Source organism: Desnuesiella massiliensis, assembly GCF_001403615.1.
GTDB classification, from domain to species: domain Bacteria; phylum Bacillota; class Clostridia; order Clostridiales; family Clostridiaceae; genus Desnuesiella; species Desnuesiella massiliensis.
The window spans coordinates 322992-342673 of sequence record NZ_LN879456.1; the positions used below are offsets into that span (position 1 = coordinate 322992).

Annotated in this window: 16 protein-coding genes; 12 read left to right on the forward strand and 4 right to left on the reverse strand. The window is 32.1% G+C overall.

Annotated elements, in window-relative coordinates; genetic code table 11:
* The first annotated feature begins 7 nt into the window (after positions 1-7).
* The 5 genes from BN2665_RS12225 to pyrE are packed head-to-tail and all read left to right on the forward strand — an operon-like array spanning position 8 to position 4362.
* The gene (locus BN2665_RS12225) at positions 8-1207 is read left to right on the forward strand and encodes a dihydroorotase (RefSeq protein WP_055667398.1); all 1200 of its coding nucleotides are present in this window, start codon (positions 8-10) and stop codon (positions 1205-1207) included.
* Positions 1207-2070 carry an orotidine-5'-phosphate decarboxylase gene (pyrF, locus tag BN2665_RS12230; RefSeq protein WP_055667399.1) on the forward strand — a complete coding sequence of 288 codons (864 nt, stop codon included), beginning with the start codon at positions 1207-1209 and terminating at the stop codon, positions 2068-2070. The genes BN2665_RS12225 and pyrF overlap by 1 nt, the downstream gene beginning before the upstream one ends.
* A gap of 20 nt (positions 2071-2090) precedes the next feature.
* Positions 2091-2843: a dihydroorotate dehydrogenase electron transfer subunit gene (locus BN2665_RS12235; RefSeq protein ID WP_055667400.1), complete on the forward strand. Its 753-nt coding sequence runs from the start codon at positions 2091-2093 to the stop codon at positions 2841-2843.
* A gap of 24 nt (positions 2844-2867) precedes the next feature.
* Positions 2868-3770 (forward strand): dihydroorotate dehydrogenase, encoded by a 903-nt coding sequence (locus tag BN2665_RS12240; protein WP_055667401.1) that lies wholly within the window; start codon positions 2868-2870, stop codon positions 3768-3770.
* Between the two features lie 31 nt (positions 3771-3801).
* Complete coding sequence (gene pyrE, locus BN2665_RS12245) at positions 3802-4362, forward strand: orotate phosphoribosyltransferase (RefSeq protein ID WP_055667402.1); 561 nt, start codon at positions 3802-3804, stop codon at positions 4360-4362.
* A gap of 128 nt (positions 4363-4490) precedes the next feature.
* Here pyrE and BN2665_RS12250 read toward each other — a convergent pair whose 3' ends face one another.
* Positions 4491-5375, reverse strand: coding sequence for a formate/nitrite transporter family protein (locus BN2665_RS12250; protein WP_074042299.1), 885 nt, complete (start codon positions 5373-5375; stop codon positions 4491-4493).
* Positions 5376-5858: 483 nt separating this feature from the next.
* On the opposite strand from BN2665_RS12250, the gene pflB reads away from it, so the two are divergent.
* The 5 genes from pflB (at position 5859) to BN2665_RS12275 (ending at position 13473) form a co-directional block, all read left to right on the forward strand.
* A complete protein-coding gene (pflB, locus tag BN2665_RS12255) occupies positions 5859-8084 on the forward strand; it encodes a formate C-acetyltransferase (RefSeq protein WP_055667403.1) in 2226 nt (741 codons plus the stop codon).
* 94 nt (positions 8085-8178) lie between these two features.
* Complete coding sequence (gene pflA, locus BN2665_RS12260; RefSeq protein ID WP_055667404.1) at positions 8179-8895, forward strand: pyruvate formate-lyase-activating protein; 717 nt, start codon at positions 8179-8181, stop codon at positions 8893-8895.
* Between the two features lie 116 nt (positions 8896-9011).
* Positions 9012-10934, forward strand: coding sequence for a PrkA family serine protein kinase (locus tag BN2665_RS12265; RefSeq protein WP_055667405.1), 1923 nt, complete (start codon positions 9012-9014; stop codon positions 10932-10934).
* Positions 10935-10937: 3 nt separating this feature from the next.
* A complete protein-coding gene (yhbH, locus tag BN2665_RS12270) occupies positions 10938-12104 on the forward strand; it encodes a sporulation protein YhbH (protein ID WP_055667406.1) in 1167 nt (388 codons plus the stop codon).
* Position 12105: 1 nt separating this feature from the next.
* Positions 12106-13473 carry a SpoVR family protein gene (locus BN2665_RS12275; protein WP_055667407.1) on the forward strand — a complete coding sequence of 456 codons (1368 nt, stop codon included), beginning with the start codon at positions 12106-12108 and terminating at the stop codon, positions 13471-13473.
* Positions 13474-13538: 65 nt separating this feature from the next.
* Here the strand turns inward: BN2665_RS12275 and rd are convergent, their stop codons facing one another.
* Together rd and BN2665_RS12280 are read right to left on the reverse strand one after the other, a co-directional pair.
* Positions 13539-13700, reverse strand: coding sequence for a rubredoxin (gene rd, locus BN2665_RS26290; protein ID WP_074042300.1), 162 nt, complete (start codon positions 13698-13700; stop codon positions 13539-13541).
* Positions 13701-14009: 309 nt separating this feature from the next.
* Positions 14010-16163 carry an SPFH domain-containing protein gene (locus BN2665_RS12280; RefSeq protein WP_055667408.1) on the reverse strand — a complete coding sequence of 718 codons (2154 nt, stop codon included), beginning with the start codon at positions 16161-16163 and terminating at the stop codon, positions 14010-14012.
* Positions 16164-16471: 308 nt separating this feature from the next.
* Between BN2665_RS12280 and pdaA the strand changes: the two genes are divergently transcribed.
* Positions 16472-17473 (forward strand): delta-lactam-biosynthetic de-N-acetylase, encoded by a 1002-nt coding sequence (gene pdaA, locus BN2665_RS12285; RefSeq protein ID WP_074042301.1) that lies wholly within the window; start codon positions 16472-16474, stop codon positions 17471-17473.
* A 149-nt stretch (positions 17474-17622) separates the two neighbouring features.
* Positions 17623-18921, forward strand: coding sequence for an MATE family efflux transporter (locus BN2665_RS12290; protein ID WP_278335905.1), 1299 nt, complete (start codon positions 17623-17625; stop codon positions 18919-18921).
* Positions 18922-18988: 67 nt separating this feature from the next.
* Here BN2665_RS12290 and BN2665_RS12295 read toward each other — a convergent pair whose 3' ends face one another.
* Positions 18989-19603, reverse strand: a complete 615-nt coding sequence (locus BN2665_RS12295) for a 3'-5' exonuclease (RefSeq protein WP_055667410.1) — start codon at positions 19601-19603, stop codon at positions 18989-18991.
* Between the last annotated feature and the right edge of the window lie 79 nt (positions 19604-19682).

Here is a 19682-nt window from a genome sequence, read left to right on the forward strand (position 1 = left end):
TAGCACTATGGAACTTTTGATAAAAGATGTACAGGTTATTGACCATGCACAGGATTTTATAGGGGATGTTTATATAAAATTTGGTAAAATAATGGAAATGGGTAGAGAACTAAATAAAAATTGTGAAGTCATAGAAGGAAGGGGATTAAAGCTTCTTCCAGCTTTTGTGGATCTTCACAGCCACTTTAGAGAACCTGGGTATACCTATAAAGAGGATATATACACTGGGAGCCTAGCAGCTTTAAAAGGAGGTTTTACAGCAGTTAACTTAATGGCTAACACTAATCCTATATGCAGTAATAACGAAGTTTTAAAACTTGTAATGGATAAAAGTAAAGAATATGATCTTGTGGATATACATCAATGTGTTTCTATAACAGAGAACTTGCAGGGAAGTGAAATATCACATTTAGATAAAATTTCAAAGGATTTTCATGTGAAATTTATATCCGATGATGGTAAAGGTGTTGCAGATACTAAAGTAATGATAGATGCTATGAATAAAGCTAAGGAAAAAAATATAACAATTATTTCTCATGCTGAAAGTCCAGAGCTTTCAGAGATAGATATGAGATTAGCTGAAAACACTATGACTTGGAGAGATATAATGCTTTCAAAGTTTACTGGAGCTAAATTACATCTGGCTCATGTAAGTACCAAAGAAGCTATGAAATATATTATAGATGCAAAGGATGAAGGGACGAATATAACCTGTGAAGTTACTCCTCATCATATAGCATTTACTGAAGACTATAGTTATAGGGTAAATCCTCCCTTAAGAAAGGAAGAGGACAGGGATTTCTTAATAAAGGCTATTAAGCTAGGATATGTAGATGCTATAGCTACGGATCATGCACCACATAGCGAAGAAGATAAAGCCAAGGGTGCCCCAGGAATGATTGGATTAGAAAGTGCCTTTATGGTATGCTACACTGAATTAGTGAAAAAAGGACATATAGATATCAAAGCTTTATCTAAAATTATGTCCTATAACCCCAGCAGAATAATGGGATTAAACAAAGGACAAATAAGTATAGGCTATGCTGGAGACTTTGTTTTAGTAGATACAGAAAATAAGTATAAGTTTGATATTGATAATATTAGATCTAAAAGCCACAATAGTCCATTTATAGGATATGAAGGTTATGGAAAGATTATGGCCACCATAAAAGCAGGTAGAATACTTTACAGAGGAGATGGAGTTTAATGCATGTAATGGATAGATTATATGAAAGCGTATCAAGGAAAGGAATAGTATGCCTAGGGTTAGATACTAGTTTGGATTATATACCACAAGAGTTAAAAAATAGTTTTCATAATATAGAAGATTTATTATTTGAATTTAATAAAAAAATAATAGATGCTACAGAGGATAAGGTAGCTTGCTTTAAGGTGCAAATAGCATACTACGAAGCTTTAGGGCTAAGTGGATTAAAAGCCTACTCAAGGACTCTTAAGTATTTAAAGGAAATAGGGTCAATAACCATAGCGGATATCAAAAGAGGAGATATTGCGGATACTGCAAGAATGTACGCGAGAGCTCATTTCCAAGGGGATTTCGAAGCGGATATTATAACTTTAAGTCCTTATATGGGGTTAGATAGTATAGAGCCCTATGTAGATTATTTAAAGAATAAGGAAAAGGGCGTGTTTGTTCTAGTAAGAACCTCAAACAAGGGTGCCGAGGATATACAGTATATTGAACATGCGCAGGGTGAAAAAATATATAATACTGTAGGTAAAAAGATTCAAAAGTTAGGTGAAGGTTTGATAGGCGAAAAAGGCTATAGCTCTATAGGAGCAGTAATAGGATGTACGCATGTAGAAGAAGCAAAACAAATTAGAGAAGAACTCAATAGCACATTTTTTCTAATACCTGGTTATGGAGCTCAAGGTGGTAAAGCAGAGGATGTAGCTTTATATCTAAAGGCAGGTAATGGCGGAGTAGTAAATTCATCAAGAAAAATTCTTTTAGCTTATAAAGAGCGTAACAGTAGGGATTTTGCCCTCTGTGCCAGAGAAGAAGCTATAAGAATGAATGATGAAATAATGAGCAAGATAACTACTTAATATACAGATGGAGGCATAAGATGAAACCTGATTACAAAAAGTTAAGAATATATGAAAATATAGAATTATGCAGCGGAATTTATAAGATGGTATTAGAGAGAGAAGAGGCTATGGATATTAATCCAGGACAGTTTTATATGTTGAAAGCAGAGGTTATGGAACCTCTACTAGGAAGACCTATCAGCTTATGCAGCTATGACAAAGACAGATTGGAATTTATATATCAGGTATATGGAAAAGGTACTGAAATATTTAGTAAATTAAAATCTGGAGATTATATCAATGTACTTGGACCTTTAGGCAACGGCTTTGACCTTCGAGAGGCAGTAGGAAACATTGCAATAGTGTCAGGGGGGATTGGCATAGCCCCTATGAAGGAACTAGCAAAATCCATAAATAAAGCAGGGCTTCACAGTAATGTAGATTTATATTCAGGATTTAGAGATGAGATTTATCTTATTGATGACATAAAACCCTATGTAAATAAGGTTTCTATATCTACAGACACTGGAAGCAGAGGACATAAGGGTTTTGTTACAGATATATTTGATCCTAGTAAGTATGATGTAGTATTTTGCTGTGGACCAGAATTAATGATGAAAAATGTAGTAGAAACGTGTAAAAGTAAAGCTGTAAAAGTATATGTATCTACAGAAAAGCATATGGCTTGCGGAGTTGGTGCGTGCTTAGTTTGCACCTGCAAGACCAAATTTGGTAATAAAAGAAGCTGTAAGGACGGTCCTGTGTTCTTAGGAGAACACATTGTATTTTAATTAATTTCTTCATAGGAGGAACATATGAAAATTGATATAAATGGAATAGAATTTAAAAATCCTATAATAGCAGCCTCTGGTACCTTTGGTTTTGGACAAGAATATAATGATTTTTACTCGGTTAGTAAGCTTGGGGGAATCTGTACAAAAGGTCTTACTTTAAATCCTAGAGACGGAAATGCAGGATTAAGAGTATTTGAAACTCCTTCAGGCATGTTAAATAGTGTAGGGCTCCAAAACCCAGGAGTAGAAGATTTTATAAAAATAGAGCTTCCAAAAATGCAAGAGCTAAACACAAATATTATAGCTAATGTAGGGGGAGCTACTATAGAGGAATATGAAGAGGCTATTGAAAAATTAAACTCTACAGATATACAAATGGTGGAACTTAATATATCTTGCCCTAATGTTAAATGTGGAGGTATGGCTTTTGGTATTAAATCAGAGGTGGCCTATGAGGTAGTATCTAAGGTAAGAAAAGTAAGTAAAAAACCTCTTATGGTTAAACTATCTCCTAATGCAGAAAATATATTAGAAATGGCTTATAAATGTTGTGAAGCTGGGGCTGATAGCCTTTCATTAATAAACACAGTAAAAGGTATGGCCATAGACATAAAAGCTAAAAAGCCTGTTTTTAATAATATCTTTGCAGGCTTATCTGGACCGGCTATAAAGCCTATAGCTCTTAGAATGGTTTATGAAGTTTATAATATAGTAAAGGTACCCATCATAGGGCTCGGAGGCATAATGAATTGGCAGGATGCTATTGAATTTATTATGGCTGGAGCAACAGCAGTGCAAATTGGTACAGTGAATTTTATAAATCCTATAGCAGGTAAGGAAATGATAGAAGGTATAGAAGAATTTATGAAGAACCAAGGTGTAAAAGATATGAAAGAGCTAATAGGAATAGCTCATAATGATTAAAATTAAATAAATAGTATGAGGTGAATATATTATGCTAATAGATATACTTAAACAATGTGAAGCGCTATTGGAAGGACATTTTTTATTATCCTCAGGAAAACACAGTAATAAATACTGTCAATGTGCTAAGTTATTACAATATCCTGATAAAGCGGAAAAAGTTTTAAAGGTAGTAGCGGAAGAATTAAAAGCTTTAGATTTTGATTTAGTAGTAGGTCCTGCCATGGGGGGGATAATAGTAGCCTATGAATTAGGAAGACAATTAGGTAAGCCTGCCATATTTACTGAAAGAGAAAATGGTGAAATGTGTTTAAGAAGGGGCTTTGAAATAAAGAAGGGTCAAAAGGTAATAATCACTGAAGACGTAGTAACTACAGGAAAATCCTTTAAAGAAGCAGCTGAGGTAATAAAAGCTCATGGAGGAGAAGTGGTGGCAGTAGCTTGTGTAGTAGATAGAAGTAATGGAGCAGTAGTAGATTATCCTTTATATAGTGCTGTTAAATTAAATATAGATAGCTTTGAAAAAGAGAATTGTCCGCTATGTAAGGAAGGAATTCCTTATGTAAAGCCAGGAAGTAGAGCTATAAAATAATCGATGGATAAATTGACATAAAGGCAGAGCGCATTCTATAAGATAGAAAAATCTACAATATATAATATTTAAACATAAAATTAAAGCTTACATCTAAATATTTTTAGTGTAAGCTTTAGTTTTTTTATTTATACAGCTTTATTTGTTTTATTTGTATTATTTGAACTATTGTGTGTACTATGAGAATCGAATTTATGAGAATATTTAAAAGCCGCCCAGAAAGCTATTCCTACAAATAAGGAGCCACCTATTATATTGCCTAATGTAACGGGTACTAGGTTAGAAACAATATGATTTAAGTCTATATAATGTAATTTTTCAGCAGGCAATTTTATAGCTTCTGCAAAAGCTGGATTGCCCTTTGCAAACATTGCTATAGAGAAATAGTACATATTAGCTACGCTATGCTCAAAGCCTGCAACCACAAAGGCCATTATAGGGAACCAGATTGCTAAAATCTTACCTGCCACATCTTTTGCTGCAAAGGATATCCATACTGCTAGGCAAACTATCATATTACATAAAATACCACTGCTTAAGGCTTTCATAAAAGGAAGAGAGCCTTTGGTGGCTGCTACCTTTAAGGCATATCCGCCTAATTTAAATGAATTAGTTTCTAAAAGACCGCTATTATATATAAGGAAGGAAATAAAAATTGCACCTAATAAATTTGAAAAATAAATTATAATCCAGTTTTTTATAACTTGCTTAATAGTTATTTTGCCATCTACTAAAGGCACCGAAAGTAAGATATTACCCGTAAATAAGTCTGTTCCGCATAGTATTACTAGTATTAATCCTGTAGGAAATATGACGCCAGCAATAAATTTGCTTAATCCTACATTGTCGATGCTGTGGGAAGCTAAAGAAGAAGCGTAGCCGCCTAGAGCTATAAAAGCACCGGATAAAAATCCTAAAATAATTGACTTTATAACAGGATATTCTGCCTTTTTCGTATAAGCTTCAATAATTTCATCACAAATTTCCATAGGTTTTAACATTCTTTTCTCCATAATGCATACTCCTTTTAATAATATTGTTAAAAAAATAACGAATTATACCCTCCACAGAAGGTCGAATATAGAAGAATTTAGGACATATAATGAAAAAAATAGAAATTTCATTTCATTGTTTTAATGTAAAAAAATTAGTGAGGATTAGTAGTTTTTTAACAAACAATATTTATGCTTGTTATAAACAGATATAAAAAATAGCTTATAAAAATATAATAACTGTATTATTTTTGTGACGAAACTGTTATACAGCCTAATATAGGTTATCACATAGAAGATAGGGTGTCAACAAGTATTTATAATAACGACAAAATTCAGAATATTTAAACTTTGCGTTAAAGTATTAACAAATATGAAATGTTATTGTATAATAAAAACATAGAAAACTTAATCAATATACATATAATGATAAATACTTAAAAATTCAAAAATAAATGTGCTGATGATTAGCATAAATAATCAGAGGCTAAAGGAGGAAAAATTATGTTTAAACAATGGGAAGGTTTTAAAGGCGGTTCTTGGCAAGAAGCTATAGATGTAAGAACCTTTATACAAAAGAACTATACATTATACGAAGGTGATAAGAGTTTCTTAGCTGAGACTACAGAAAGAACAAAGAAGGTTTGGGAAAAATCAAGCGCTCTTATAATAGAAGAAATTAAAAAAGGTGTAATGGATGTAGCTACGGATAGAATATCTGGAATTGACAGCTATGAGGCAGGATATATAGATGAAGCAAATGAAGTAATAGTTGGTTTACAAACAGATGCTCCATTAAAAAGAATAGTTAACCCATTTGGTGGATGGAGAATGGTTGAGCAATCTCTAGAAGCTTATGGATATACTTTAGATAAAGATATAGCAGAATATTTCCCTAAATACAGAAAAACTCATAATGAAGGAGTTTTCGATGCATACACTGATGAAATAAAAGCTGCTAGATCTGCAGGATTAATCACAGGTCTTCCAGATGCTTACGGTAGAGGAAGAATCATAGGCGACTACAGAAGAATAGCTCTATATGGAGTTGACTATTTAATAGAGCAAAAGAAAAAAGATTTAAAAGAATTAAAAGGCGATATGCTTGATGATTTAATAAGGAGAAGAGAAGAGTTAAATGAGCAGATTAGGGCATTAGCTGCTATGAAATCTATGGCTGCTAAATATGGAGTAGATATATCAGTTCCTGCTGCAAATGCAAGAGAAGCTGTTCAATTCTTATATTTTGGATATCTTGCTGCTGTTAAAGAAAATAATGGTGCAGCTATGTCCTTAGGAAGAACAAGTACTTTCTTAGATATATACATTGAAAGAGATCTTCAAAGCGGAGCTATAACAGAAGCAGAAGCACAAGAAATCATTGATCAATTTGTAATAAAACTAAGATTAGTAAGACACTTAAGAACTCCTGAATACAATGAACTATTTGCTGGAGACCCAACTTGGGTTACAGAATCTTTAGCTGGAGTTAGTGTAAATGGTAAGGCACTTGTAACAAAGAACTCCTTTAGATTCTTACACACATTAGTTAACTTAGGACCAGCTCCAGAACCAAATATGACAGTGTTATGGTCAGAAAAATTACCAGAAAACTTCAAGAAGTTCTGCGCTGAAATGTCTATATTAACAGACTCAATTCAATATGAAAATGATGATGTTATGAGACCAATATACGGAGATGACTATGCAATTGCTTGCTGCGTATCTGCAATGGAAGTTGGAAAGCAAATGCAATTCTTTGGAGCTAGATGTAATTTAGGTAAAACTCTTCTATATGCAATAAATGGAGGAGTGGACGAAAAGAAAGGCAAGTTAGTTGTTCCAGGATTAGCTAAAATAGAAGATGAAGTTCTTGACTTTGAAACTGTAAAAGCTAGCTTATTTAAAGCTATGGAATATGTAGCGGGACTATATGTAAATACAATGAATGTAATTCATTATATGCACGATAAGTATGCTTATGAAGCAGGACAAATGGCTTTACATGATACTGAAGTAGGCAGATTAATGGCTTTCGGTATCGCTGGATTATCCGTTGTTTCTGACTCTTTAAGTGCTATAAAATATGCAAAAGTAAAACCAATAAGAGAAAATGGGATAGCAGTAGACTTTGAAGTCGAAGGAGAATTCCCTAAGTATGGTAATGACGATGATAGAGTTGACGATATAGCTATCGAATTAGTTAAAAAGTTCTCTAGTGAGTTAAAGAAACATCCAACTTACAGAAATGCTAAACATACTCTATCAGTATTAACAATAACTTCAAATGTAGTATATGGTAAAAAGACTGGAGCTACACCAGATGGAAGAGATGCTGGAGTGCCATTTGCCCCAGGAGCAAACCCAATGCACGGAAGAGATTTAGAAGGAGCACTTGCTTCATTGAACTCAGTAGCTAAGGTACCATATTCACCATGTTGTGAAGACGGAGTTTCAAATACCTTCTCTATAGTTCCAGAAGCTTTAGGAAAAGACGGGGAAACTCAAATAAATAACTTAGTTTCTGTATTAGATGGATACTTTGGTCAAGGAGCACATCACTTAAATGTTAACGTGCTTCAAAGAGCTACACTAATGGATGCTATGGAACATCCTGAAAAATACCCAACATTAACAATAAGAGTTTCTGGATATGCTGTTAACTTCAACAGATTATCAAGAGAACAACAATTAGAAGTAATAAGCAGAACTTTCCATGATAAAATGTAATATTTATTAATTAAATAGGGGAAGCTCTCTTTGAATAAGATGGGCTTCCTTTACACCTTATAGATTAAGATAGATGAGAGGAGTTAATGTTTATATGAAAGGAAGAATTCACTCTATAGAAAGTATGGGACTTGTTGATGGTCCAGGTATAAGAGTAGTGGTATTTTTCCAAGGTTGTGCATTAAGATGCGCCTATTGTCACAATCCAGATACTTGGAGTTTTAGTGGAGGGGAAGAATATACCCCTGAAGATTTATTAAAAAAGATTTTAAAATATAGGCCATATTTTCAAAAATCCGGTGGAGGAGTGACCTTTTCTGGAGGAGATCCTTTAATGCAGCCTGAATTTTTAATAGAAATACTTAAATTATGTAAAGACAATGGCATTCATACTACTTTAGATACATCAGGATATGGAAAAGGACATTATGAGGAAATTTTAAAATATACGGATTTGATTCTTTTTGATATAAAACATATAACAAAAGAAGGTTATAAATCCCTAACTGGGCAAGATGGAAGTGAGTCCTGGAGATTTCTTGAGGCCGCCCAAAAGCAAGGAACTAAGCTTTGGATAAGACATGTGGTTGTTCCAGGAATAACTAGTGAACAAGACCATATTGAAAAATTAGCTGACATAATAAAGAAAATAAAAAACGTTGAAAAGATAGAACTCCTGCCTTATCATACTTTAGGTGTAAATAAATATGATACTATGAGTATACCCTATAGGTTAAAAGATTTAGAACCTATGGATAGAGAAGAATGTAAAAGGTTAGAAACTATTCTTAAGAATAAAATAATTGAATAACATGGATGATAACGAGGTTTATTTTAAATAATTATTATTTAAGATAAACCTCGTTACATTTTTTTTGATTTTGGAATATATATATATATTAAAATAATTATTTAGGGGTTGAGTTTATGGATTTTAAAAAAATGATTTTGGAAGATAGAGAAAAAGAGCGCAGCAACAAATTTGAGGGAACCCTTTTGGACTATTTGGAAATAATTAAAGAGGATAAGGAAGCTTCTAAATTATCTCATAAAAGAATTTATGATTTAATAATGGAAAAAGACTTAGAAATATTAAGGCCAGAAGAAAATGTTAGAGTGAGAAAGCTTTTTGGCAACGAGATAATTAAAAAATATAATTTTTTTAAAGAAGATTTTTTTGGAATAGAAAAGGTGCTAATGAAAATTATGAACTACTTCTATTCCGCTGCTATGAAGGGGGAAGAGGCAAGGCAGGTTTTATATTTGGTTGGTCCTGTAGGTGCAGGAAAATCTTCTCTAGTAGAAGCTTTAAAAAAATTATTGGAGCAATGTCCTCCGATATATGTGATAAAAGATTGCCCAATGAGAGAAGAGCCACTTCATCTTATACCTAAGCATCTTAGAGCAGATTTTGAAGATTTACTAGGAATTCAAATAGAAGGGGATCTTTGCCCAGTATGTAAATATAGATTACAGCACGAATTTAACGGCGAATATGAAAAATTTCCTGTAATAAGGCAAGGTTTTTCTATAAGATCAAGAAAGGGAATAGGAGTAGTGCCTCCTGTGGACCCGAATAATCAAGATACATCCATATTAACTGGATCCATAGATATTTCAAAAATGGATTTATACTCCGAAGATGATCCAAGAATTTTTTCCTTAAATGGAGCTTTTAATGTAGGGAATAGGGGAATTGTTGAATTTATAGAAGTATTCAAAAATGATGTAGAATATCTTCATACTATAATCACTGCTACACAAGAAAAGTCCATACCTTCACCAGGAAAAGGTGCCATGATTTATTTTGACGGCGTAATTATAGCTCACTCTAATGAAGCGGAGTGGAGCAAATTTAAATCTGACCATACTAATGAAGCCATATTAGATAGAATTGTAAAAGTAGAGGTACCTTATTGCCTAGAGCTTAATGAAGAAATAAAAATCTATAAAAAGATATTAAATAAAAGTAATTTTAAAGCTCATATTGCACCCCATACTATTGAAGCAGCGGCGATGTTCGCTATCTTAACCAGGCTGAGCCCTTCTAGTAAAGTGGATTCTATCACTAAGCTTAAAATATATAATGGTGAAGAGATAGTAGAAAAGGGTACTACTAAAAGGATAGATATCACTGAGCTTAGAGAAGAAGCAGGACTTAGAGAAGGTATGAATGGCATATCTACAAGGTTTATTATTAAAGCTATAGATACTGCATTATCTAGTTCTGAGCAACATTGTATAAATCCATTAAGCATAATGGAAAGCATTATAAAAGCAGTGAAGGAATTAGATATTGCAGAAGAAGAAAAGAAAAGATATTTAAATTTTGTTCAAGATAATGTTAGAAAGGAATACAATAAGATTCTAGAAAAAGAAATAACAAAAGCCTTTATTCATAGTTTCAGAGAGCAGGCAGAATCTTTATTTAATAATTATATTGATAATGCAGAAGCCTATGTAAATAAAACTAAACTAAAGGATAGATCCACTGGAGAAGAGCTCTATCCGGATGAAAGATTTATGAAATCTATTGAAGAACAAATAGGAGTATTTGAAAGTTCAGCTAAAGGCTTTAGAACGGATGTGACCTCTTATATGTTCTACCTAGTTAGAAATGGCGGCAAATTAAACTATGAGTCATATGAACCCTTAAAAGAAGCTATAGAAAAGAAATTAATGGCTTCTGTGAAAGAGATTTCAAGGATTATTACAAAATCAAAGGTTAGAGATAAGGAGCAAGATAAAAAATATAATGCTATGGTAGAAGAAATGAAATCCAAGGGGTATTGTGATTATTGCTGTGATGTAATACTAAAATATGCAGCCAATAACTTATGGAGGGATTAACTAATGGCTATTTTTAAGGATTTTAATCCTGTGGATCACGATAGGGCCATTGAAGATAGAAGACGTCATAAAGAATTAGTGGAAAAATCTATAAAAGAAAATTTAGGAGATATATTGTCTGAAGAGAGTATTATAGGAGAAGGAAAGGACAGGAAATTTAAAATTCCTATAAGAGGACTAAAGGAGTATCAATTCATATATGGTAAAAATAATAACGGAACTACTACAGGTGAAGGTGATGAGAAAAGAGGGCAAAAGATAGGTAGTGATAAAGAAAGTGGTACAGGAAAAGGCAGCATGGCTGGTAGCGAAGAAGGTGAAGATATTTACGAAACTGAGGTCACTATTGATGATATTATGAATTACTTAATTGAGGATTTAGAACTTCCCAATTTAGATAAAAAACGATATTCTGAAATATTGACACAAAGCTCCAAGCGAAAAAGAGGATATCAAAAGTATGGCATAAGACCTAGACTTTCTAAAAAGAGAACAGTAATGGAGAAAATCAAAAGAAAACAAGCTTATAAAAGAGTTAGCCTTATTAGGTTAACTTTAGGGGATAATAAAAGATTTCCATTTAAACAAGAAGATTTGAGATACTCTAGAGTTAAAAAAACTCTGAAAAGAGAGTCCAATGCAGTTATAATATGTATCATGGACACCTCAGGTTCTATGGATACTACGAAAAAATATTTAGCTAGATCTTTTTTCTTCGTGTTATCAAAGTTTATAAGAAGAAAATATTCTAATGTAAAGGTTGAATTTATTGCTCACACTACTACAGCTAAAGTAGTTAGTCAGGAAGAGTTTTTTCACAAAGGTGAATCAGGAGGGACTTATATATCTAGTGGCTATAATAAGGCTATAGAACTGATAAATGAAAAATATAATCCTTCCTTATGGAATGTGTACTCTTTCTATGTCAGTGATGGTGATAATTGGTCTGAAGATAATGAAAAGGCTATAAGTAAGGGAAAGGAATTGTGCAAATTGTGTAATATGTTAGGCTATGCAGAACTGATGCCAGCTTATTATTCTAATACCATAAAGGAAAGATTTTTAACTGAAATAAATCTTCCAAACTTTACTGCAGTGACTGTTAAGAAAAAAAGTGAGCTATGGCCCGCATTAAAAGCCATGCTAAAAAAAGATATAAAGGAGGTGTAATATGGAATACACCATAGGAGAACTAGAAGCTTGGTGCTCTAATATAGAGGAGTTAGTAAGTAAATTTGGATTAGATTGCTATGAACAAGAATTTGAGATTATTAATTATAAGGATATGTTATCTTATGAAGCCTATTTAGGGATGCCCTCTAGATATCCTCATTGGAGCTTTGGCAAGGCTTATGAAAAAAATAAAACTCTTTATAGATATAATTTGACAGGATTGCCTTATGAGATGGTTATAAACTCCAGTCCTTGCTTAGCTTATTTGATGAAAGAAAATACAAAATTAGTTCAGATTCTTACTATAGCTCATGTATTTGGACATAATGATTTTTTTAAAAACAATAGATTATTTAAGAATGGACTAGAAGCTAAGTATGTATTATCTATGTTCAAAAGTCATGGAGACACTATAAGAGAGTATGTAAGGGATCCAAGTATTGGATATAGCAGCGTGGAAAAAATATTAGATGCAGCTCATGCAATAAAGCTGCAGACTTCAAGGGTAATAGGAGAAAAAAGAATTCCTTATGAGAAGCAAAAAAACAATATAATTGAGGATTATAAAAAGGCTGCAGAAAAAATACAATGGTATGAAGATAAAGAGAATATTGTAATGCCGGATATAAGTAAAATTCCTTTGGAGGATGAAGAAGATTTACTATATTTTATTTTGGAATACGGAGAACTTCAAGAGTGGGAAAAAAATATTATAGAAATAGTAAAAGAAGAGACAAATTATTTTATGCCTCAAATAGAAACAAAAATCATGAATGAAGGTTGGGCCAGTTTTTGGCATTATAGAATATTAAACAATTTAGAGCTGGATCAAGGATCACATCTAGAGTTTATAAAGGTCCATAACTCAGTAATAGCGCCTATGAAAGGAATGCTTAATCCATATTTTTTAGGATTTAAGATTTTTGAAGATATAGAAAAAAGATTTGGCACGGAGAAGATATTTGAAGTAAGGGCACTGGAACGGGATGAATCTTTTATTAGAAGATATTTGACGAAAGAGCTATGTAATGAATTAAACTTATTTAGTTATGAAAAAATCGGCAGTGATTATTTGGTAAAAGATGTAGCAGATGAAGAGGGATGGAAGGATATAAGAGATCTTATATGTAAGAATTGTGGCTTGAATTTAGTTCCTCATATCAAAATAATTGAAATGGATAAAAAAGATAGAAGTTTACACTTAGAGCAGGTATTTGACGGCAGGGAGTTAAACATAGATTATGCTAAGGCTACCTTAAAATATATTTATAGACTCTGGGGAAACAAAATTATATTAAATACAAATCTATCTGGCAAAAATATCAGTATTATCTGCGAAGCTGAAGATAATATTTATCTATCATAGAATATATATAGATTCTTGCAACCTATATATTAAAAAATGCAGTATTGAGATACTGCATTTTTATATTATTCAGTTGGTTCAAATTGATCTTTACCTACTCCGCATAGTGGGCATAACCAATCTTCAGGTATATTTTCAAAAGCTGTTCCTGGAGCTACTCCGTTATCTTCATCACCTATTTCTGGATCATATACATATCCACATACTACACAAATGTACTTTTGCATTTTAATTCCTCCTTATAACACATGAATAATATTTATTTAATAATAATACATATTTATTAACATTTATTATGTACTATTATTATACATAAAAATAAATATCTTTACAAGTATTTTATAGCATAAAATTTAATTGGTTACTATAAAATTAATTTTATTGTTTAAATACCAAATTTTATAGTAAGTTTAGTTATACTTTATATAGAACGCATATATACTAAGTTTACGTAATGTTTATCCATAATATACGCAGAATCATTAATAAGCTTATAAATAACGGAGGTTTGCCATACAAGACAAACCTCTATTTAACTAAGATTGAATATCTATTTTATCTTTAGATATATTCTTTATTATTTCATTTCTGATTTTTTCTACCTCTGGAGAAAGTTCCTTTACTTCATGAAGATTAAAATTCAATTTTTCACTTAATAGTAGCATAATTAAACTTTCAAAGGCATTAGGGATATTTCCACTGTCTTCTTTGTTGCCAGCAGTGATTACAGTTTTTGGAACAATATCCACCTTGGAGGTTTTAATAGCTTCTGCAAAGTTGTTCATTACATCTTGTATTATCTTATATTGAGAACCACCATAGGCATTTACTTGTTCTTTGGCAGCAATGGCCTTTGATATACCTATTCTAGCTTCCTTATCTGCATCAGCTTCACCTATATTCTTAATTTTAATAGCTTCAGCTTCACCAGTCTGTCTAAGCTTATAAGCCTCAGCTTCAGCTTGTTGTTTAGTTTGGAAAGCTAGAGCTTCAGCTGACATCCTGGTCCTATAAGCCTCAGCTTCTGATTGTTGTTTAATTTTGTAGGCATCTGCTTCAGATAACCTTTGGATTTTTTCAGCATCCTGTTTAGATTTCATAAGCTCAGCTTTACCTTGATTTTCCTGGATTTTAATATTTATATCTGATTCTGTAAGTTTTGTTTGTTGTTTTGCTACTGCTTCAGCTTCCCTTAATTCCTTTTCTTTTTCAGCAGCAGTCTGTTGGGTAGCATAGGTTTCAAGCTGTTCTCTTGCTAATTGCCTTGATCTTAATTGGGTCAATATCTGCTCAATATTTGTATCTGCTTTTGAACTGGCAGGAGTACCGATTAAAACTTCCTCCAACTCTAAATTATAATGATTAAACTTTGATTTCATTTCATTAGAGGATAGTATTTGAATTTCATTTCTTTGTTGAATTAATTCAATTAAGGTTTTAGTTTGACCAATATTTTTAAAGTAAGCAGAGACCATAGGATCTAGAGTTTGATCAACTAACATCTTAATATCACCAAATCTTTGAATAACCATAGGCGCCTTTTTGTAATCTATATGAAATACCACTGATAGAGGAAGTGAAGGTTCAAAAGCATCTTTTGTAATTAAACTTACTTCCTTAAGATTTTCATCGTACTTATGATTTCCAGTCTGATTACTGATCCATTTTAATATAACATTAGTAGTAGGCACTTGAATTATATTACCTGCATAGGTGTTAAAAGCATACTTTCCAGGCATTAAGGATTCACTCCATACTCCTCTAAAACCAGGCTTTACTAATTCGCCGTGCTTATAATCTTCTCCAGAAGAATCTTCACCTTTAGAGCCTGTATAAGAAACTACTACTCCAACAAAACCCACAGGTATAACTATTTTCTTGATGAATTCTACTGTAGCAAATAACCTGTTTATAAAGTAGGTTCCATCTGCAAGCACCTGATATTGTCTACCTCTATACCCACCAGCTAATAAAAATCTTTCGGGATCTTGGAAGTTATTATGATAATTATCAGAAGCAGGATCATCTCCTACCGTAGGACAAATAATATTGTCCTTACCTAAAGAAGGTCCATCATGGACAGTTACTATGCCTACTAAATCGCTAACACCTTCTATAATAACAGGCTCAAAACCTTTTCTTTCGGTGATAATTCTAGACATCTCAAGAATAGAATCCTGCTCAGATTTATTTCCCATAGGAAGATAATAGGTTTTGTTTTCAGTAATGATAACAAATTGAGCTAAGTTGAAGGCGTAGGTACCTTCACGTACAATACCTCTTTGTGGTCCCTTTTGCCCACCATTTGATAAAAAGGCTCTTACATTTTGGAAGTTATTACATTCATAAATGATTGTACCTAGAGTTTGAGTAGGCTCAAGAGGCATACCATCTCTAGCAAAAACATAGGCTATTTTACCTTGAGGGATGGTTACAAGAGGTACTATATGCACTTTGTATAGTAAAGGAGTTAGAAAGTGTAATCCACCTCTAAGAACCTCAGGTTGATATCCTGCTTCCCCATTTAGAGCTATGATTTGTTCTTTTAAGGAGCCTTTACTGGACCACCATTTTTCAACTATGGCTACTTTGTCATTGGGAATTATTCTTATGCCTATAACCCAAAGAAGTAACACAAGAGCTATTAGAGTAACAACTACCCCAATAATGATTTGAACTGAAATTGTCATGATTTAAAACCCCCTTCATATATTATGAATTAAATTATATTATGTGGTATTGTATAACGCAAATTCGGTTAAGAATAATTACATTTCAAATATTGTAATTTTATACTAGTATTGATATATTTTCATTAGAAAGCTATTATTATCTTGTCGTAGCTATATATATTAAAGACTTTAAAAATATATTAACGTATTATAAATATAAATAATTATTTTAATCATTTCATTAATAAAAGGTATAATTAAGCTGTACATTTTTATTAATTTTACTATTTAAAATATAATATTTTACAGTGCTGGAGGTGAAAAGCATGAATAGAAGAAAAAAAATAATTTTTTCTTTGTTACTAATTTTTTTATTCTCAATATCTTTTTTAGTATTTTATAAAATATTTATTAGGAAAGATAAGATAACTATGGTCACAAAAACAGAAAACAAAGAAGAGGATACTCTTGAAAGTATAGATAAGAAGGAACCCTTTACAGTAACAGACCAGATCACAGCCCCTGAAAAAAAGGAAGAGGAAAAAAAAGAAGAGGAAAAAAAGCAGAGTGAGGAACCTAAAAAAGAAGAAAAATCGGAGTTAAATAATACAGATATTAAAGCTATGGATACAAGAGAAAAGGATTGGTACTTTAAATTTAAGGGAGAAGGAAATTTGCCAGAGCCGCCAAAAGAAGCAAAATCTTATATATCAAACGGATTAGCTTACTTTACTGGGGGAGGGAATGAAAAAGTATTATATCTAACTTTTGATGAAGGCTACGAAAATGGATACACTTCTAAGATATTAGAAGTATTAAAACGAATGAATGTGAAAGCTACTTTTTTTGTTACAAAGCCTTATATAAGTAGCAACAAGACCTTAGTACAAAATATAGTAAAAGAAGGACATCTGGTAGCAAATCATTCTGACACTCATCCCTCCATGGCATCGGTGGCCTTAACTGGTTATGAGAAGTTCTCTTTAGAATTAATTAATGTAGAAAAAGAGTTTAAAAATGTAACTGGTAAGGAAATAGCTAAATTTTTTAGACCACCTATGGGTAAGTACAGTGAATTATCTTTGTATTATGCAAAAAAGCTAGGTTATAAAAATATTTTTTGGAGCTTTGCTTATGGTGATTATGATGTAAATAAACAACCAGAAAAAGTCTATGCAAAAAATCATATTTTAAAAAATACTCATAATGGTGCCATATTATTATTACATGCTATTTCTAAAACCAATACAGAGATATTGGAAGAACTAATTACAGAATGGAGAAAAAGAGGATATGAATTTAAAACTTTAGACTATATTAAAGACTAAGAAGTATGGTATAATCTTTCCTAGCGGTTTTAAATTTTAGTTTGCTATGATAAATTATAATTAAAAACTAAATATTTATGTAGGAGGGAGACAACTTTGGGGTAGGAGCAAAGGATCGTAATTTTTATAAAACTTTAATTCATTTAGCTATTCCTATAGCATTTCAAAATTTAGTATCTTCATCTTTAAATATGGTAGATACTGTTATGATAGGGGCTCTAGGGGAAAGAGATATTGCTGCTTCAGGATTAGCTAATCAACTGTTTTTTTTATTTGTGCTTATTCTCTTTGGAATTAATAGTGGTTCTGGAATTTTTATTGCACAATATTTTGGGAAAAAGGATATAAAAAACATTCATAGAGTTCAGGGAATTGGTCTCATAACAAGTTGTAGCATCGCTTTGATATTTACTTTAGGAGCAGTACTATTTCCGAAATCTATATTGTCAGCATTCTCTAAGGATAGTATGGTGGTAATTCAAGGAAGCAAATATTTAAGGATTGTGGGATTAAGTTATGTTATTAATGCTATATCTTTAAGCTATGCTTTCGCCTTGAGAAGTACAAGACAAGCTAAGATTCCAATGTTTATTAGTATAATTGCATTATTGACTAACACAATTTTAAATTATCTTCTTATTTTCGGTAAGTTTGGATTTCCTTTTTTAGGCATAGAAGGGGCGGCTATTGCAACCCTTATTGCTAGAATTGTTGAATTTTTATGTATATTAGGTTATGTATATTCAACTAAGAACATCTTAGCAGCTCCCCTTAAGCAATTATTTGATTTATCAAAAGAATTTATTGCAAATTTCTTTAAAATAACTATACCTGTTATCCTAAATGAAGGATTTTGGGCTTTAGGCATGACCATGTACTCTATGGCTTATGCTAGGATAAGTACAGAAGCTATTGCTACAGTTCAAATTTCTAATACGGTTCAGAACATTTTTATGGTAATGAATATGGGAATATCTAATGCTTGTGCAGTAATGATAGGAAATAAAATTGGAGAGGGCAAACAGCACAGAGCTATAGAGTATTCTAAAAAGTTTTCATATATAGTACCAATATTGGGGGCAGTTATGGGATTACTTTTAATAATTGCTTCTCCTTTAATACTGAAAGCCTTTAGTGTCAGAGCGGAAACCTATAGTGACGCTATTAAAGTATTAAGAATTATAGGAATAATCATGCCTATCAAAGCCTTTAATGCATTATTAGTAGTTGGAATATTAAGATCTGGGGGAGATACTAAATTCTCACTATTTTTAGAAACGGGTACAGTATGGCTTGTAGGGGTTCCTTTGGCTTTTCTAGGGGCTTTATTGTTAAAGTGGCCTGTTTATATGGTGGTATCCTTGGTAATGCTAGAGGAAGTAGTAAAAGTTTTTATAGGAATATGGAGAGTAAAATCAAAAAAGTGGATTAGAAGTGTAGTGCAATAAAAATGTACTTCGGCTTAAGAAGTTTTTCTTTGAAAAAAGAGTTTCTTCTTAAGCTAAAGTACATCTTTTACTTTTTGGAAATCATATTACTAAAGTACTGCTTTGGGATGTATCCTTTTTTTATTCCTTCTGTAACAATTAAATAAGTAGCTGTGGTGTCAAATCTAGCATCATGGTAATCTCCACTGCCGCTAAAAAATTTCTTGCTGGCAGCATCAATAACATTTTTATCAATAGCTAAAAATTTTATAACCTCTTCCAATCTAGGATTTTTATATTCTCCGCGACCATTTAAAAACTTACAAATATTTTTATAATAGCTCATAGTACAAAATTGATTCTTAGGGATAAATTCTTCCCCAATTCCTTCTAACTCATGCTTTAGGAATTTAATATCAAAGCTTACATTATGACCTATAACAACATCTGCGGTAAAGAAATCTTCTAGAAATTCCTCAACCTGATCTTCAAAATACAATCCATTACTGATTTCATATAGTTTTTCTAAAGAAAATCCATGAACTTCTTCAGCACTAGGCTCCATTTCATCTACTGTAAAGAAAAAATTTTTTCCCATGGTGCTATTAGGTTTCACGCTTGTATCCACTATTATATAGCTTAGTTGACAAATACTACCTGGTTTTATGCCCGTAGTTTCGGTATCAAAAAAAACAAGTTTCATCTATTTTCCTCCTATGATTAGTACATACTAATATAATAATATAAATGCATAAAGAAATTCAAATAAATTTTTTGAAGAT

What these genes read in the sequence shown, in the direction of transcription:
- BN2665_RS12225 (WP_055667398.1), top strand. Translation starts at nt 8, where the DNA reads ATGGAACTTTTGATAAAAGATGTACAGGTTATTGACCATGCACAGGAT.
- pyrF (WP_055667399.1), top strand. Translation starts at nt 1,207, where the DNA reads ATGCATGTAATGGATAGATTATATGAAAGCGTATCAAGGAAAGGAATA.
- BN2665_RS12235 (WP_055667400.1), top strand. Translation starts at nt 2,091, where the DNA reads ATGAAACCTGATTACAAAAAGTTAAGAATATATGAAAATATAGAATTA.
- BN2665_RS12240 (WP_055667401.1), top strand. Translation starts at nt 2,868, where the DNA reads ATGAAAATTGATATAAATGGAATAGAATTTAAAAATCCTATAATAGCA.
- pyrE (WP_055667402.1), top strand. Translation starts at nt 3,802, where the DNA reads ATGCTAATAGATATACTTAAACAATGTGAAGCGCTATTGGAAGGACAT.
- BN2665_RS12250 (WP_074042299.1), bottom strand. Translation starts at nt 5,375, where the DNA reads ATGGAGAAAAGAATGTTAAAACCTATGGAAATTTGTGATGAAATTATT.
- pflB (WP_055667403.1), top strand. Translation starts at nt 5,859, where the DNA reads ATGTTTAAACAATGGGAAGGTTTTAAAGGCGGTTCTTGGCAAGAAGCT.
- pflA (WP_055667404.1), top strand. Translation starts at nt 8,179, where the DNA reads ATGAAAGGAAGAATTCACTCTATAGAAAGTATGGGACTTGTTGATGGT.
- BN2665_RS12265 (WP_055667405.1), top strand. Translation starts at nt 9,012, where the DNA reads ATGGATTTTAAAAAAATGATTTTGGAAGATAGAGAAAAAGAGCGCAGC.
- yhbH (WP_055667406.1), top strand. Translation starts at nt 10,938, where the DNA reads ATGGCTATTTTTAAGGATTTTAATCCTGTGGATCACGATAGGGCCATT.
- BN2665_RS12275 (WP_055667407.1), top strand. Translation starts at nt 12,106, where the DNA reads ATGGAATACACCATAGGAGAACTAGAAGCTTGGTGCTCTAATATAGAG.
- rd (WP_074042300.1), bottom strand. Translation starts at nt 13,700, where the DNA reads ATGCAAAAGTACATTTGTGTAGTATGTGGATATGTATATGATCCAGAA.
- BN2665_RS12280 (WP_055667408.1), bottom strand. Translation starts at nt 16,163, where the DNA reads ATGACAATTTCAGTTCAAATCATTATTGGGGTAGTTGTTACTCTAATA.
- pdaA (WP_074042301.1), top strand. Translation starts at nt 16,472, where the DNA reads ATGAATAGAAGAAAAAAAATAATTTTTTCTTTGTTACTAATTTTTTTA.
- BN2665_RS12295 (WP_055667410.1), bottom strand. Translation starts at nt 19,603, where the DNA reads ATGAAACTTGTTTTTTTTGATACCGAAACTACGGGCATAAAACCAGGT.